We start from the raw sequence: 17,086 nt of genomic DNA, 5'->3' as shown, positions 1-17,086 counted from the left end.
TATATTCTATCAAAATAATTGAGTATTTGCATAATCTTCCATATAAAGGATTGATATGGCGTTTTCAAAAGAAAATATCAGATACACTCTAAACGGGATACTCTTCGTTGCACTTTTTACAATAGCCGCAATAGAGATTTCAAATATGGGTTTTATAAAAAAACTAGCTATAAGTCCCTTAATAATAGGTATCGTTATAGGTATGTTTTACGCCAACACTCTTAGAAGCCATATCCCAAAAGAGTGGGTTCCAGGTATTATTTTTAGCTCTAAACAACTCTTAAGATTTGCAATAGTGCTTTACGGATTTAGGATAACTTTTCAACAGATCATCGAAGTTGGGATGTCAGGTTTGATAGTTTCGGTCATAATGCTTTCAACAACTTTTATTTTAGGATGGTGGCTAGGAGTAAAGATCTTTAAACTTGATAGAGAAACATCCGTTCTTTGTGCCTCAGGTTCTAGCGTATGTGGAGCAGCTGCGGTTTTAGCCACTGAACCGGTTTTAAAAGCAGAACCCTATAAAAGTGCGGTAGCGGTAGGAACAGTTGTACTTTTTGGAACTATAGCAATGTTTATCTATCCCGCTCTATACAAGGCCGGCATATTTGATATGGATCCCGCAGCATACGGCATCTATGTTGGTGGTACCGTTCACGAAGTAGCGCAAGTCGTAGCTGCCGGTGGAGCTATAGGCGGAGTGGCGTCAGATAACGCGGTAATCGTAAAAATGACTAGAGTTATGATGATAGCTCCTCTTTTAATTATTTTAGGTTTAATCGTTTCAAGAACCGTAACTTCAGACTCAGAGCAAAAAAACCAAAAGTTTAAAATAACTATTCCGTGGTTTGCGATATGGTTTATAGTAATGGCTGGCATAAACTCCGCCTTAGCCGATTTTGAAGCTATAAAGCCTATTATAAAAGATATCAACGAAGTGGATACTTTCTTACTTACTATGGCTATGACCGCCTTAGGAATGGAAACTAGCGTACAAAAATTTAAACAAGCTGGTATAAAACCGGTTATGTTGGCTCTGATTATGGCTATCTGGCTTATGGTGGGGGGCTATTTTATAACAAAAGGGGTTATATCAATCTTTGGCGCATAATCGCCGAAGATTTATCTATCTTTTTCTAAATCCCAACGCTTCCAATAGGTGTCTTTTTTCAATCTTCTCGCTTGACTCCATATCGGCTATAGTTCTAGAGACTTTTTTAATCTTGTTGATACTTCTAAAAGAGAGCGAAAATCTATCAACCGCTCTATCTAAAATCTCTTTTGCCTCCTCATCAAAGATGCAGTAGTTCTCAATCTCTTTTTCATCCATTTTTCCGTTTACTCTTTTTTGACCTCTTCTTTTTTGCATCTCAAAAGCTTTTAAAACGGACTTTTTCATCTCTTTACTGCTTATAGTGGAACTATCTTCCGGGTTAATTTCGCTCATTTGCACATATAAATCTATTCTATCTAAAAAGGGCTCGGATAGTCTATTTTTATATCTTTGAATCTCCGCTTCGCTACATCTACACTCTTTTTTAAAACTTAAAAGATTGCCGCAAGGACAAGGATTCATAGCCGCCGCAAATAAAAAATCGGTTTTATACTCAATCTTGGAGTTTACTCTTGAGATTAGAATTTTGCCGTCTTCTAAAGGTTCTCTCAACGCTTCTAATACTGTTTTGGAAAAATGAGGAAGTTCATCGAAAAAAAGTATCCCAAGATGGGACAAAGCCACTTCACCTATTTTTGCTCTATTAGAACCGCTGTAATTATTCAAATATAATTTCACCAAATTTTTCCTTGAAATCGCTTAATTTGGAAATTTTACCATAAATAAAAAAAGAAATTATTCAAATATATTTGCACTGTTATTCTAAATTAGATATACTAAATTATATTTATTCTAATTTATCTATAATTTCTTATGTAAGGTTAGTTAATGAGAATTAGAGAGATACCTATTCAAACTAGATCAGTTGCAGGTAATTTTTTCAGCTACAAAAACAAAAGAGTTGTAAAATTTGAATCTCAATTAGAGAAAAAATGTTTTTTATTTTTAGAGTTTGATAAAAGTATTCAATCATATATAGAACAGCCTTTAAATATTGGAAGATATGTTCCCGATGTATTAGCCAAAAGAAATAACAACAAAAATTTGCTTATAGAAGTTAAATATTACGATGAAGTAGAAAAAATGGACGAAAGACTTGAAAGAAAAATCAATACTCTTCAAGAATATTGCGATAAAAACAATTTAGAATTTAAATTTTTTACTGAGAAAGATATTGAAGAACCTTATTTTTCCAATATATCTTTTATCTATAATTATGCGGGTATAACATTATCTGAAGATGAAAAGAAAAAAATAATTAGTTATATTCAAAAATATAATGGAGTATCTTTAAACAAATTGGCAAAGGAAGGTTTCAATATGGCTTTCATCTACAAGATGATATTTGACGAAATCTTAGATATCAATCTCTTTAAAAAACTCTCAACTGATTCGATAGTAAGGATTAACTATGATAGAACTTAAAATAGGTAAAACTATATCTTATAAAGATAAAAAGTATGTTATTCATCAGATCCTTGATATTGACACTATTGTGATAAAAGAAATTAAAACAAATTTATTCAAAACCATTAAAATAAGCGAATTAAATGACAATCCAAAATCTTTGTCATTAAAACCTATAGAAAGTATTGAAGAAAAATATCTCAAAATTGCTAAAGAGAGACTTGAAATCATAAAACCTTTATTGGAATCAAGAACTAAAAAGGATGTTGAGGAAATAGCAAAAAAATCAGGCAAAAGCATAAAAACTATTTACGATTGGATAAAACTTTATAAAAACAGTGGAAACAATCTATTAGCTCTGGTTCCGAATTATTCCCAAAGAGGAGGAAGAGGAAAGTTTAGAATTAGTAAAGAACAAGAACGGATAGCTTGGGAAATTATAGATAGCAACTATCTAAGTGTTCAAAAACCATCCATAGCTCACGTTCATGAACTTATTAACGCAAAACTGTATGAACAAGGATTGAAAAAAATCAGTTATGCAACCGTATGGAGAATGGTGTCTCAAATCGACGAAAGATACGCATTCAAAAAGAGAGAAGGCAACAAAAAATTTGCAAATTTAATTGAAGAATCACCTAATACCTTTGAAGCAAAATATCCTCTAGAGATTGTCCAAACAGACCACACACCTTTAGATATTCAAATAGTAGATGAAACCTATAGAAAACCGATAGGACGTCCAACTCTTACACTAGCAATAGATGTTTATAGCAGAATGATTTACGGTTTTTGCCTTACACTTGAAGCTCCAGGGTTGTATTCGGTTGGAAAAACCATTTATATGGGACTAATTTCAAAAGAAAACTATTTAAAAGAGTTGGGAATCGAAGGAGAATGGAAAATTTATGGAATTCCAAATACTATTCATGTAGATAACGCTAAAGAGTTTAGAAGCAAAGGATTGGAAACTTTTTGTTCAGTTATGGGCATAAATCTTGAATTCAGACCAAAAGGACGTCCTAAAAGCGGAGGACATATAGAAAGAGCTATTAAAACTTTTAATATACAAATTCATAAATTGAAAGGTACCACTTTTTCAAATCCTCAAGAAAGAGGAGATTATGATTCTGAAAAAAATGCAATATTTACTCTAAAAGAGCTTGAAAAGTATCTCACCGAATGGATAGTAAATTATTATCATAAAAAACCGCATAAAGGACTTAATGGTTTAACGCCAGAAGAAAAGTTTCAAGAAGGTCTTTATGGTGATTCAGAAAATCCACCAGTTGCTTTAAGAATGCTTCAAAGCGAAGAGGAAAAAAGATTTGCAAAAATATCTCTTTTACCGTTTGAAGAAAGAACCATTCAAAAAGCGGGAGTTGAACTTTTTGGAGTTAAATATTACGATGAGTCTCTTATCCCTTTTATAACTCCACCAAAGAGTAAAGAGAAATATATATTTCGATACGATCCTTATGATTTAAGAAAAATTTATTTCTTCCATCCAGATTTAAAGGAATATATTGAAATCCCAGCAAAAAAGAGATTTTTACCAGCTATCTCAAAATGGGAGCTTAAAAATGCAAGAAAACATTATATGGATGCGAGAAAAAAAGATTATACTGAAGAAGAATTCCTTGAAACAGTTTTGAAGTTAAAAGAGATGGAAGACGAAGCAGCTAAAAAAACGAAACAGCATAGAAGAAATAAAGAGAGAAAACAGACTTCCAAACCGCTTTTGGAAAATAAAAAGAAGAATACAAAACAGGCTGGACTAAAAAATATAAAATTTGAAGATTATGAAATTGATTTTGATTAAAGGGTAGAATATGACACAAAAAGAGTATCTTCAATGGCTCCCGCAAAAAACACTCCAGGAACTTGATAAAAATAAAGAAGATAGAGTAAATTTTATAAAAGCTCCAAAATTCATCAAACATCCAAAAGCAATAAAACTTTTCAAAAAACTTTCAGATCTTATGAATGAGCCAAGAAAAGATAGAATCCGCTCTATGCTTTTAGTAGGAGATTCAAATAACGGCAAAACTGCAATGGTTAAGAAATTTTATGAAATGAATATTTATAGAAATGAAGATGAGCAGCTTTTTTTTGAACATGTCATGTTAATACAAGCACCGAATAGAGCAGATTTGCACGATCTATACAACAAGATGTTCCAGTTTTTTGTTGTTCCATACAGAAAAGATGAACCCATTAGCGAAAGAGAAAACAAAATAAAGCATTATTGTGAAGTCAATGAGGTGAAAATGATTATAATCGATGAAATTCAAGGAGCGTTAATAGGAAGCATAACCAAACAGATGGAATTTATGAGCGGAATTAAAAATCTCTCAAATGTTTTAAAAATTCCCATAGTTTTAGTTGGAATACCCAAAGGAGTGAGTTTAGTAAGCTCAGACCATCAGTTAAAAAGCCGTTTTGTCCCGACAAAAATAAAAAAATGGCAGCTTGATAAAGATTATTTGTCTTTGCTTTACGCAATTGAAAAGACTTTACCGCTTAAAAAACCTTCAAAAATTTACGAGAACGAAAAATTGTTTACCGAAATTTTAGAACTCAGTGACGGACTCATAGGCGATATTGTAACAATCTGCAATCTTTTAGCAATAGAGGCGATTGAAAGCGGAAAAGAGAAAATAGAAAGAAAAATGCTCAAAGAAATAGAGTATGTCCCCGCATATGACAGAGAAGGCGTTATCTATGCCGACGAAATCTAAGTTTCATCCTGAAAAAGGGTATCTTTTTAAAATAGTCTACAGGGATAAAAAATTTAAAGAAAAATTGGCAAAAACCGTAATCAAAAACAGAGTCAAACCATATCCCGATGAACTATTTACCTCATGGATCGCAAGAAACGCTACTATAAATTTCTTACAAACACCAACTTTTATCAATTACTATTTCCCTGAATATAAAAATAAATTCCTTAACAGGGATACGGATATTTTTGTGGATAAAAAGATAGCAAACAATTTCGCAAAGCGAATGTTACTGGATGAAAAAGATGTTTTTAATACCTCATTGCAAAGCTACAGCGGTTTTCTAAACGAAATAATAGATTCTAAAACCAGAAACCACCTTATAACACCGGTAAAAGTAAGAGGAAGCTATCCACGTATAAAAGGACTAAGATATTGTCCGCAATGTCTGCAAGAACAGGAATATTTCAGAAAAGAGTGGAGATTAAGCTTCTATACGGTTTGTCTAAAACATAAAAACTTTCTCATAAACGAATGTCCTCAATGCGGGGAACCGATATTTTTGGTAAAAAGAAAATTGGATACAAAATCATTTAATTGCTGGAATTGCGGATTTATCTATAAAGAAGCCGAAACGGAAAAAATCCATCACAATTCAAAAGGCATATATTATCTTTCAAAAGCGACCGAAATACTGTATAGGGGATATTTTGTATATAACAGCAAATGGTATTATTCGCCTTTCTATTTCCGTATTCTAAAACATATGGCAAAACTCATATATCTTTCAGGCTATAGAAATTTGGATATTTTGGAAAAAGAGATTAAGCTACACAATGTTAAACTCAAGAATACAAGGGAACTCGGAGGAAAGTTTTTAGAAGAAATCATTTCTCTCAAAGAAGCATTTGCAGTCTTTACAGCTTCTATTTCAATTCTCTCTTCTCCTATAAATTTACAACGATTTATCAATTCAAATAAAATCTCATATGCTATTCTCAAACGAGATTTAAATTATATACCTTTTTGGTATGAGAAAACGATTTGGCAATATAAAAAACAAGCCCATTTCGTAACTATTGAAGAAGTTAAAAATGCTTGTTCTTGGATGAAAAAAAATGGAATAGAGCTTTCTTATTCAAGTTTATCAAGAGTGTTAGGAATCAAGATAGAAAGAAGAAAAAGACCAGAACTCGCTACTCTAATGTAAATTAAATCAAAATATTTTTAATTCTTTTGAATATTAGAAAGTATATTTTTTATTCGATCTTCTAGCAATTCATCTATACAAGAATGTTCCTTCCTAAATTTATCTAGTTCCATCTTTTGTTTTATAATTATTTCCGCATAATATGGTATCTCTTGATCTTTAACCCATTTTTTCAATGTTTGCTCAGATAATCCTAAAAAATTTGCGAACTGTTTTTGAGTAAATCCCAATTCTTTCAAAAATCTTTTAAATTCTTTTATAGATAGACAAGACTTTTTCATTTTATACCTTAATAGTATATTTTTTATACTTTAAGATAAATATTAGTATATTTTTTGTAAAATTTATATTAAATGCTAAGGAGTATGATAAGATGGTAAAGAAATGTTTACCTAGTATGTCATTAACTAATGATTATCTAGTTTGTAAAAATCAAAATGCAGTGGATATAATCATCTCTATCAAACCAAAATATGTTGAAAAAATCTTAAACAAAGAAAAACTATATGAATTTAGGAAAGTAATTTTCAAAGAAAAAAATATTAGAAATATATTTATTTATGCATCATCGCCTATTAAAAAAATTGTAGCTATTTGTGAATTTGAAAGAGTAATTGAAGGAACCCCTCAAAAAATATGGGAAATATGTCGGGAATATGCAGGAATAACTGAGGAAGAATTCTTTTCTTATTTTAGCAACAGAGAAAAAGCATATTCAATTAAATTAAAAAACATCAAGAAGTTACATAATTATTTTGATCCGTATCAATACTTGGAAAATTTCAGACCTCCTCAATCATTTATGTATGCGGATATAAAATTTATACTCTCTTTTAAACAATCTTCATATGTATTACACTGATTGAAATTAATTTCTTTAAAGGGCAACTTTAAAATCTTGGCTACTTCTTTCGCCCAACTTAATTCCTCATCTTGCATGGTTTCTAATAAATTAATAGTAAAAGAATGATTAGGTGCCCGAATATTAAGTCGTTTTATTATTTCTTTTGGCTTATCTAGTAATAGTATTATACCATTCACTTGCAATGCCATATATGTTTCTATACCTATTCGTTTGATATTTCCTTTTTCATCTAATAATACAAAATGACCATCAAGTAATATATTGTCTTTTTCTCTCTCTTTTTTTAACCCTTCAATTAGCAATTTTTGATTTATATCTATATCTTTAACTTTTTTATGCTCAAATTCTTTAAAAGCATAATTTTTGTATTTTTTTATAATTTCACTTGCACTCAAATGTTTCAAACTTCCATTATATATTTCGGTCAATTTATTACAAAAAGTTGTTTTTCCTACCCCATGTATACCGCCAACAAAGACTACTTTGCCCATTTAGAGCCCTATGATTAACCTCTCGTCAACATTAGCATCTATTATTATCTGTTTCAAAAATTCTTTTGGTATTTCAAAAAATCCCCAATAATTAGGAATACCAAAATTCTTTTCTATATATTCTTTAATTAAACGTTTTTTGAATGCCACATTATACGTCATTCTGACTACTTTTTTATCACCAGTTTTGTATTGATACATTAATTCATTTCTAGTAAAAACAGAATATGGTTTGCAGTATATGTAAAAATCTGAAAAATCTCGAAACTCATCTTGATGTTTTTTCTCTAAGACTACACATAAAGAAGTCAGGACGGAACTATATCGTGCACTTTGTCTTCCTTTATCTTTTGTCCTATAAATAACTAATACATCTCCTGGCTTTAACTTCTGTAATCCGTGAATTTTCGCTATATAATTTTTAAAAATACCATTCGTATGGGAAATATCTCGAATAATTTCATCAGAATTTTCCGTTTTTAATTTTGAATCAGGAAATAACCTTGTATGATATTCTGGATAAATGCCTAATACATATATTTTCGTTTCATCTTTTATTTCAACTAACGGATAACGTTCTGTTAAATTACCTTCGAGTTTAAACATCTCTTTTACAAATACACTTTCTTGTCCTTTAGAGCCATAATATTTTAAACCAAATTCTTCAAAAAGTTTAACAAGTTGTGGATGTTTCTCCTTGTATGTTGTAACATACAAACATCTTGCATTATTCTCATAAGCATAGTCAATTGCTATTTTAAGGAACCTCTCACCTAGTCTTGTACCATGTGGATCTACTTTAAAAGTCCCTATTTTTATCTTTTTACCATTAGGAAGTGGTGGGTAAACATCATTAACGGTATCTTCTTCTTTTAGGTACAAAAATGCCTGGAGACTCCCATCATCTCGATTTAAAATAAAAGCTTTTGCACCTTCCTTTGCTTTTCGTTTAAACCATTCGGGGAAATCTGAATAATCCCTCTTTAAGCTATCAAAAAAAGGATCATTTAAATCTATTTCTGAGAATTTTTTAACTTCAATATATTTCATTGTAAAACCTATTTTGAAAACTCATTGAAAAAATATTCATATTTATCTTTACGATATAGCCCCTTTTTCTTAGATGTCATTTTAAATCCATAATAATCAAAGATTCTTTTAAACTGTTCATATTTTTCTTCTGATACAGTTAAAAAAGGTTTATCAGTTTCTAACTCTTCAAAAGCTCTTTCAAAAAGTTTTATTCCAATACCTCTATTTTGATAATTATCAATTACGCGGAGAGTACATAATTTTTTCTCATTTAAGGAATGTTTAATAATAGCAATTCCAGCAATATCTGTATCTCTCTTTTCTATTAAAAATTTCCTATTCTGAAAAGATAAACCTGGAAGCACTTTTCCAAAATACCATAAATCAAATTTAGGATAGTACAGTTTAGCTTCTTTAATTAAATTATATATTTCAATACCTTTTATATAGTAACAATTTCCCGAAAACTGTCTATATGAATAATCTGTTAATAAATTATATTTTGGTTTTACCCCTTGTCTCTTTATTAATACAGATTCCATATCATATCCTTTGATTTATTTTATCTAACCATATCGTTATGCCAATAATCACACCAATAATAAACCTCTCTAAATTTATCCAATCAGCCAAAATGCTTCCTAGAGCACCTAATAATATTATAACTATACAAGTTATGATTAGAGCTCTTAAATTAAAATTTATATATTTTATTTTTACAAAAAGATTAAAATCACTAATATTCTTCTCAACCTTCCCAACCTTATTTCCTTTGAACCAATGATATGCGATAACTTTTTCTATATCTGTTTTTTTATCCAACGCATAATAATTATTCACATTATCAAACTTAATATAATCGTCCCAAATATGATTTTCAAGAATCCTAGCGTCTTTTAAACCAAAATTTTCAAAATATATATCTACAGAATTATTAAACATTAAAAATACATGAATTCGTTTAAATGAGTGGGAGTGTTCCCCCATTTCCAAAGCAATTTGTTCTGGCATTTTCCTTATATTATTAATATTGAGCTCAAAAATACCACTCTTTCTAAATATCCCTTCAAAATAACTAAGATTTTCATCTATAAGCTTTACTAATTTGTCAATTCTATATATTCTAAATCGTATATAACTCTTTGAGTGTCCCTCTATATCTTCAGGGAAAAGATCTATCAAACTTCCACCATTTTCAACATCATCAATTGAAAATTGGACACCCGACAAATAAAATTCTGGATGTAAATAATGGTTCATTTTAACTAAATTATTATTTAAAGACTCAATAGTCGTATTAAATAATGCTCCAAGAAGTTTTTCATCATTTCTAAGTCTAGTTTCAACAATATCTTCAACCATACTCTGTTCAACTCTAAAAGGTACATATAATTTAATATTGTTTATCAATGTGGCATCATACTTAAAACCAAATTCTATATAGTTTTTATATTTATTTTCTTTGTCGTACCAAATATTTAAATGACATTCGTCTATAGACGTGTCTTGATTTTCCAACCAAATAGCAAACGAGTTCATTCTTGTCTTCTTAATTTAAAATTGACTCTAAATACGAATATATTTTCTTTCTCTAGGTATATAACGAAGGAAGTTATTACTTTCTAAGAAATCCAAATAATCCCTTATTGTTACACCCGGTGCTATTCTCATCACACCATTTTCTTTACGGATTTCTTCAATGACACTATCATAAGTAAATTCATTTTTTTCTAAAATAAGTCTATTAACTATTTGTTCGGATCTTCTATATTTTTTACACATGTAAACCTCCCTTTTATAATTCTATTGAAATTTGTTCGATGAAAAAATCTTTGAGCATTTTTTCTATCTCCTTAGGTGAAACAGAAACATCTATTGAATAAAAAACATAAAATGGAATAAATTCATATTTCTCACGTATTAATATCCTTGCTTTCAAGGAGAGCTCATAATAATTGATCTTTTCTCTCTTATTTCTAAGATTTATCAAAGAAAAGTAATTTTTAGTCGGAGGAGATGCTAATTTAGTTTGTGCAAGATATATAAATAAATGGTTCTCTCTAAACTTTTCTTCTATTTTGTATAATATTTGAGGTTTTATTTCTAAAGATTGACGGATAAATTTTATTACACCATAATTTGGATTTTTTTTGTAATCTTCTTTTAATTCTATAAAAGATTTACTAATTGTTGTATCACTAAATAGCCCTGCATCTAATTTTACTAGTTCTGCACCCAGTTCTTTTAAAAAATTTTGTGCATCATACTCTTTTTTCCATAAAGATTTTATTTTCTTTGATCCAGTAAATATTTCATTTAATAACAAAAACAATTCTTCGGGCATCTCTGTCTCTGATATATAAGAATTAATTAATTTCTCTTTGATATAAGATAATAACCAATAGTCAGTCATCTGACTAGTTTTAAAAAAGATTCTCTCGATTTTTTTTAATGAATTTATATCATTATTAATATCAAATACTAATATTTCATTAATTGTTGAAATCATATCCGTTAATGTTTTAATTTCAAGCGTATCAGATTTATTATAATCTTTTAATTCTTCTTCTAATAAAATCCGTATTGTATTCAATAAAAGATGATCATATCTTCTGACTTTATGATGATTTATAACTACTTTATAAATATGGGTTCTATCAAGGAAGAAATCATCTATATCATAAAGAGCTTGGATAGAAGGAAAAAATTTAAAATTATCAGAAAAATCTGTTGATTCCCTTTTATCTAAACAAAATGTTTTAATTATTCTATCAACATCAGCTCCATCTTTAATAAGAGATGTTGCATATCCGTCTCTCAACGTATAATCAACTCTATCTGCATCACAATCACCTGATATTATTTCGACGAGAGAATATAGAGAGCTATCTTTGTGTTTATAAAATTCTAGTAATATCTTTCTTAGCAAAAAAAATATTAATGCATATCCCGCTTTCTCTTCTTTGGTCATTGCATATTTTTCAGCAAATTGTTGTTCAATATACTTCATTAACATTAAACTTAATTTTTTTCCAATCGTCTCGTGTAACTTATCTTCAGTTTCAGATAATCGGTAAAAAAAATCAAAAAAAGATTCATCTTTAATTTCAATACGTTTATCTGAAATTTTATCTGCCAAACTTTCTAAAGAAAATTCAGTTAGATGGCTAAATGGCATATGCCCAAAATCATGTAATAACCCATAAAGTCGTAATGATATTAAAAGTAAAAAATATGAAACATAGTATGCATCATCTTTAAAAATATCAGAATAAAACATAAAATTTTTTACAAAAGAATTACTTAATAAGTGTACTATTAAAGGACGTAATTTATCATATTGTAATTTTTCATTATCAAAAAGATACTGAATACATCTATCCCCATCAATGGAAAGCTCAAGTCTAATATATTCTTTGATCTCTTTAATATTACTTTCAATAAAATTTATTTTATTTTGAATATACTCTGCAAAAACTTTCTCATCACTATTTTTAATTCCATAATAAAAAATTTGAGAAGCAATATGCATTACACCAATACTATGCGCAAAACGAGAAGTTTTATTTGTAGGATAGACCATATAAGCCATTGAATTTTGAAGAATATGATGTAGCCTATTAAATAATAGATTAGAAAATATCTCTGATTCAAGATTAGAATAAATTATATTATTATGAATTTGATCTTTAATTAATTTCATAATATAAATGCCCCTTTCTTTTCATATTTTAATTTAATTTATTTAAATTTTTCTTTATTTCTATCTTTTATAGATACAAATTTTTTCAATAAAACTCCCAACCTATCTTTTTCAAATCCCCCTTTAATATACTTCTATGGAATATGAAAAGAGGCCTACTTCTTATAATTTATTTCTATGATTTTTAAGAGATTTATTGCTATTTTCTTAATAGATACTTTTTCACATTAACACTATTCCAGTTTAATCACAACCATTAAATTCTTTGATAGTCGATATTATTTCTTTATAATCTATTTTACTATCTAGTTTATCCCTTAAAAACAGCATTTTAAAGACTTGTAATAAATAAAAAACACCGTAGATCGTTATTATAGAATTTGCAATAAGAAAAAATAAACTCATAGAAATTATAATCCCTATTTGAATTAGATTTAATTTTACTATAAACGGTATAATCATTAATAATAAGCTCACATTTCTATAAAATATCCTCATTCCAACTATATCTTGATAATATCCAATTTTTTGCGGACAATGCACAGAGAGAAAATGTTCTATTAATTTAACAATTTTGTAAAAATTTTCTTCATTAAGTTTATAAAATTCTATAGTATCTTTGATTTGAAAATGTTCATCCGTACCAAGTAATAAGTATTTTTCTATTGACCATAACTTGCCATTTTTAATAGATAACACAACATCTTTTGTAACGCGTGTTTGAAAAAAACCTAACAGTATCCAACTACTGATATTTACCAATATTCCAACTGGAGTAGATGCCAATATGAAAAACATTATCATAAAATTATGTTCCATATAGTTTGGATATTGAGATAAAAAAAGTAATATTATTGCAAAGCCAATACTTGTATCTGCTAAAAATCTTCTATAACTAAACTTTATTCCAGAAGTGGATAATTCTATGTTATTTTTCATTAGACCTTTTACGCTCGAAAAGTTATCGTTTGCACGATAAGCGTATATCTTCCTTCCTTTTACTTGTATCTATCCGAAGATGCCAAACTTGCAAACAGCCCCCTCTTTTTCTTTCCGGAAAATGGGAGTTTTGGTTTTATATGTTTTAAGTATGGATCATGCTTCATCTCTTTTTGAATATATCTAATTTCATCTTCGCTCAACCCAAAACACTTGCCAACAATCTCATCTATTTGATAGATGATGTTTTCTACAATGCTAGCATATTCCCCTTGATCATATTTTTTAATTTCTTCTACAAATTCATTCAAGGCATCATCGTTTTCTGGCACCTTAATTCTCAGTAAATCAGACTTTTTCATTACTTTGCCGTGATATATCGTCAAAGTTGCACCAAAAGCTTTAGCGGCAAACTCGTTTCCTATCTCTATAAAGGTAAATACATCATCGGTTAAATATATCCTATAGGCATCTCCATGTTTACTTGGGTTTTTAATTTCTGGAGCATTGATCTGAATTTTTCTGTCATCGTCTATTTCGCTCCATTTGACTCCCCATGTGTTATTGGATGCCCCTAAGTCTCTGCATAGTTGTGTAAAAGGTTTTGCTCCAATTTTTTCTAAAATATCCATCAATGCTTCTTCTCGATTGTGCAAGGCTTTGCAAGCTTCGTAATATTCTTTCCTTTTGGCTTCAATGTCATCCGAATAAACTGAAAGCTTATCGCTCCATGGCAGCCATTTTAGATTTAATGGATAGACATGACTATAATACTGCTCTACCACTCCCATTCTTGCATATATTCCATAAAAGAATTGATAAACACTAGATAAAATTAAAAGATCAAAAGGAAAATCTCGTAGCTCTTTTGATGGAAAAAATAGAGTTGCGGTGTCAAGGAAAGCTTCTTTTTTTGGTTTAAAACGTGCAGCTGTTAGTCCTAATGAAATTTGTAAAAATGCAAAACCATAATTTGGCAGGATATCTAAATATCTCCATAAAGAAGGATCGTCTACATTTAAAATATCAATATTGTTTTCAGCGGGCTCCCCCTCTATAAGTCCAGCTGCTATATTTTCACCCTTGTATATATTAAAACCGTTATCTTTTTTTGGTTTTTTACCTCTAAATACTGCTCCTCTAGCAATGCCTGTTCTTTCTTCTATCTTGTCATTCTCTTCCATCCCTTGAAATTCAGGAAGAAGTCCATATTGAATAATTCTATTTTTTCTAGTAAGCACCCAATATCTAAAAGCAATATCCTCAAATGTTTTGTATTGCAACAGTTTGTCTATAATTTTTTTTCTTTCGCTGTTTATTTTTGTAAGGATCCTACCATCTTTGCTCCATACATCCATATATTTAAAATCTGCATACGGCGCTTTGTTTAAGTCTATATCTCCAGATTCTAGAAGTGATTCCGTTCCGGCTATTTTTATTCTAATTACATCATCTTCGGATGCGGGTTCGTTTTTGGCTATAAAGATAATTGGCTGCACGGAAGCATCGAACACATATTCCGATATCGCTTCCATATCCACAATCTCAACAATTTTCCATCTTTGCTTAAAAGGCAAAAAGAGCTTTCTTAGATTGCTATTTGATTTATTGTCGCAAAATGAAAGAGGTATGACATATCCAAGATACGCCCCATCTTTACACCAAGATTTCAAAGCTCTGTATATGAAAAGAGTAAAAAGATTTTTATCGATCTTTATATCTTTTGAATAGAATTTGGCCACATCTTTTGAAAAATCTTCATCTTTTCTTTCCGGACGGACAAAGGGAGGATTTCCGATAACCGCGTCATACTCTTTTTTATCGATTTTTACATAAGTGGAGTATTCTGAGCTCAATATATCGGCAGGTATCAAGGAGTTATGTTTTTCAGCGATATAGAGTCTTGGAAATCCATGATTCAATATATCTTTTTTAAAAGCTAATAGATGCCACAGAATCTGTATTTGCGCTATCATCGAGGAGAAAGGATTTATATCGTTTCCCCTGATATGAGAGAGCTCTTCTACCGCTTCTTCATACGTAACTACTCCCGCATCTATATGTTCGCCGATAGTTTTATTGAATACCTCCAGTAAAAAGGTGCCCGATCCGCATGCGGGATCCAATACGACATCATCTCTATCTATCTCTATTCTGTCGATTATATATCTTGCAACGCTTGGTTTGGTGTAATATTCTCCTAGTTTTTTTCGTTGGGAGCCTTCCAAAAATCTATCGTAAATACCCGTTAGAATATCGCCTCTTATCGTTGTAAAATCAAATTTTGAGAAGTGCATAAGAGAGAGCTCTATTGCTTGAGAAAGTCGTTCGTTTTCGCTTCCAAGAACCCAGTCAAGCTCCATTTCTTCAAATACCGAATAGTAGATCGTTTTTGCTTTTTCGTAAACATCCTTGAGCAGTTTCATGTAAGTCAGCTCAAAATACTCTCTCATCATCTGGAAAGCTTTGATACCGCCATTACACAAATATCTTTTCTCTCCAAAAAATCCGTGATCCTCGAAGAAACGAAGCAAAAGAATTCTTGCTAATATCATATTTGCCGTCTCGATGGCAAAAAGTTCTTGTATAACCTCCTCTTTTTTCTTTCCAATTCTTGATCTAAACTCAGGAAGCCATACAAGTGCCAGTTTGGCGATGGAGATATTTGACATCACCTTTTCTTTGATACGCTCTACATCTTCATCATGCTCAAGTGCTCTTTCATAACCTATTACCTGTCCTTGCAGCTCAAAGGGCTCCAAAGAGAGCTTTTTGACTCCATCATATTTTTCTTCAAAATCATCGATAGCTTTTAAAATCTCTTCAATTTTTGGCTGCACATCCTCTAGAGCCTCCTTTGTGGCGCTTTGAAGAAGAATGGTTGCTCTTTTGATGGCATGAAAAAATTCTTGTTTGGCTTTCTCCGCCCTTTTTTGTTCTGCTTTAGTAGTATCCTGCGGTTTAAGGGAAATAACAGCTATAGAAGAGGTATCTCCGGTTCTAAACTTATCCAAAGCTACTTTTATTGAGGATTTATCGGCGGCTATACTAGCGGTTTGCTCTTTGAACCATTGATCATTGTGTTTTAGCGCCTCTTCCCACTCTATAACTATATCTTTACTGCTGTCGTAATTCAAGGAGCTTCCTACCGTAACAGGACGGATGACCATCCTTTCCGGATCGATCATAATGAAATAGTTGGTATCGAGGGTGATATATTTTTCTTTGTCTTTTAATATCTTGTTTCTGCTTCCAGGGGTTTTGAATGCGGTTCGTTCATCTTTTACTTCGCAAACTACCCAATCACCAAGAATAGGTTTTCCTTTTTCTTTGGTACCTACTTCTGTCTTGATAACTAAATCGGGTATCCCCTGTCCCAGTTCACTTCCAGAATCTACGATAATATTTTTTGATTTGTGTCCCAAGGATTCAAAAATACTTTTGATACTGGGATACATATTTCTTTCATAACCGGATTTTGTTTCTTTGATTTCTTTAATATGTTCCTGCAACTTGCTCATATTTTTCCCCTAATTTAACAGAATTACAGCCCAATGTTAAATTAAATTATCTTATTTTCTTCCTTAAAGTAGAATCGATTA

Annotated in this window: 16 protein-coding genes; 6 read left to right on the top strand and 10 right to left on the bottom strand. The window is 30.4% G+C overall.

Annotated elements, in window-relative coordinates:
* Positions 1–55: 55 nt before the first annotated feature.
* Positions 56–1,111, top strand: a complete 1,056-nt coding sequence (locus NIL_RS00735) for a YeiH family protein (protein WP_187647757.1) — start codon at positions 56–58, stop codon at positions 1,109–1,111.
* A 15-nt stretch (positions 1,112–1,126) separates the two neighbouring features.
* Here NIL_RS00735 and NIL_RS00730 read toward each other — a convergent pair whose 3' ends face one another.
* Positions 1,127–1,792 carry an ATP-binding protein gene (locus tag NIL_RS00730; protein WP_246434442.1) on the bottom strand — a complete coding sequence of 222 codons (666 nt, stop codon included), beginning with the start codon at positions 1,790–1,792 and terminating at the stop codon, positions 1,127–1,129.
* Between the two features lie 150 nt (positions 1,793–1,942).
* Here NIL_RS00730 and NIL_RS00725 point away from each other — a divergent pair, with 150 nt between their 5' ends.
* From NIL_RS00725 to NIL_RS00710, 4 genes are read left to right on the top strand one after another with little or no spacing between them, the layout of a single operon-like run.
* Complete coding sequence (locus NIL_RS00725) at positions 1,943–2,539, top strand: TnsA endonuclease N-terminal domain-containing protein (protein ID WP_187647756.1); 597 nt, start codon at positions 1,943–1,945, stop codon at positions 2,537–2,539.
* A complete protein-coding gene (locus tag NIL_RS00720; RefSeq protein ID WP_187647755.1) occupies positions 2,526–4,343 on the top strand; it encodes a TnsB C-terminal domain-containing protein in 1,818 nt (605 codons plus the stop codon). Before NIL_RS00725 ends, NIL_RS00720 begins: the two co-directional genes overlap by 14 nt.
* Before the next feature lie 10 nt (positions 4,344–4,353).
* A complete protein-coding gene (locus NIL_RS00715) occupies positions 4,354–5,262 on the top strand; it encodes a TniB family NTP-binding protein (RefSeq protein ID WP_187647754.1) in 909 nt (302 codons plus the stop codon).
* Positions 5,246–6,454 carry a TniQ family protein gene (locus NIL_RS00710; protein WP_187647753.1) on the top strand — a complete coding sequence of 403 codons (1,209 nt, stop codon included), beginning with the start codon at positions 5,246–5,248 and terminating at the stop codon, positions 6,452–6,454. Before NIL_RS00715 ends, NIL_RS00710 begins: the two co-directional genes overlap by 17 nt.
* Positions 6,455–6,471: 17 nt before the next feature.
* Here the strand turns inward: NIL_RS00710 and NIL_RS00705 are convergent, their stop codons facing one another.
* Positions 6,472–6,735 (bottom strand): helix-turn-helix domain-containing protein, encoded by a 264-nt coding sequence (locus NIL_RS00705; RefSeq protein WP_187647752.1) that lies wholly within the window; start codon positions 6,733–6,735, stop codon positions 6,472–6,474.
* 92 nt (positions 6,736–6,827) lie between these two features.
* Here NIL_RS00705 and NIL_RS00700 point away from each other — a divergent pair, with 92 nt between their 5' ends.
* Positions 6,828–7,316 carry an ASCH domain-containing protein gene (locus tag NIL_RS00700; protein WP_187647751.1) on the top strand — a complete coding sequence of 163 codons (489 nt, stop codon included), beginning with the start codon at positions 6,828–6,830 and terminating at the stop codon, positions 7,314–7,316.
* Here NIL_RS00700 and NIL_RS00695 read toward each other — a convergent pair.
* The 8 genes from NIL_RS00695 to NIL_RS00660 form a co-directional block, all read right to left on the bottom strand.
* Positions 7,247–7,810, bottom strand: coding sequence for an ATP-binding protein (locus tag NIL_RS00695; RefSeq protein ID WP_187647750.1), 564 nt, complete (start codon positions 7,808–7,810; stop codon positions 7,247–7,249). The two genes, NIL_RS00700 and NIL_RS00695, sit on opposite strands and share 70 nt — an antisense overlap.
* The gene (locus tag NIL_RS00690; RefSeq protein WP_187647749.1) at positions 7,811–8,860 is read right to left on the bottom strand and encodes an N-acetyltransferase; all 1,050 of its coding nucleotides are present in this window, start codon (positions 8,858–8,860) and stop codon (positions 7,811–7,813) included. It lies immediately after the preceding gene.
* 8 nt (positions 8,861–8,868) lie between these two features.
* Positions 8,869–9,384: a GNAT family N-acetyltransferase gene (locus NIL_RS00685; protein WP_187647748.1), complete on the bottom strand. Its 516-nt coding sequence runs from the start codon at positions 9,382–9,384 to the stop codon at positions 8,869–8,871.
* A gap of 1 nt (position 9,385) precedes the next feature.
* Positions 9,386–10,381: a hypothetical protein gene (locus NIL_RS00680; protein ID WP_187647747.1), complete on the bottom strand. Its 996-nt coding sequence runs from the start codon at positions 10,379–10,381 to the stop codon at positions 9,386–9,388.
* Between the two features lie 27 nt (positions 10,382–10,408).
* On the bottom strand, positions 10,409–10,624 hold the full coding sequence (locus NIL_RS00675; protein ID WP_187647746.1) for a hypothetical protein: 216 nt from the start codon (positions 10,622–10,624) through the stop codon (positions 10,409–10,411).
* 13 nt (positions 10,625–10,637) lie between these two features.
* Positions 10,638–12,545, bottom strand: coding sequence for an HD domain-containing protein (locus NIL_RS00670; RefSeq protein WP_187647745.1), 1,908 nt, complete (start codon positions 12,543–12,545; stop codon positions 10,638–10,640).
* A gap of 243 nt (positions 12,546–12,788) precedes the next feature.
* Positions 12,789–13,484: a hypothetical protein gene (locus NIL_RS00665; protein ID WP_187647744.1), complete on the bottom strand. Its 696-nt coding sequence runs from the start codon at positions 13,482–13,484 to the stop codon at positions 12,789–12,791.
* Between the two features lie 59 nt (positions 13,485–13,543).
* A complete protein-coding gene (locus NIL_RS00660; RefSeq protein WP_187647743.1) occupies positions 13,544–17,005 on the bottom strand; it encodes an HsdM family class I SAM-dependent methyltransferase in 3,462 nt (1,153 codons plus the stop codon).
* Between the last annotated feature and the right edge of the window lie 81 nt (positions 17,006–17,086).

Source organism: Nitrosophilus labii, assembly GCF_014466985.1.
GTDB classification, from domain to species: Bacteria; Campylobacterota; Campylobacteria; order Campylobacterales; family Nitratiruptoraceae; genus Nitrosophilus_A; species Nitrosophilus_A labii.
Note: the sequence above shows the minus strand (reverse complement) of the source record. Positions and strands in the feature narration are given on the sequence as shown.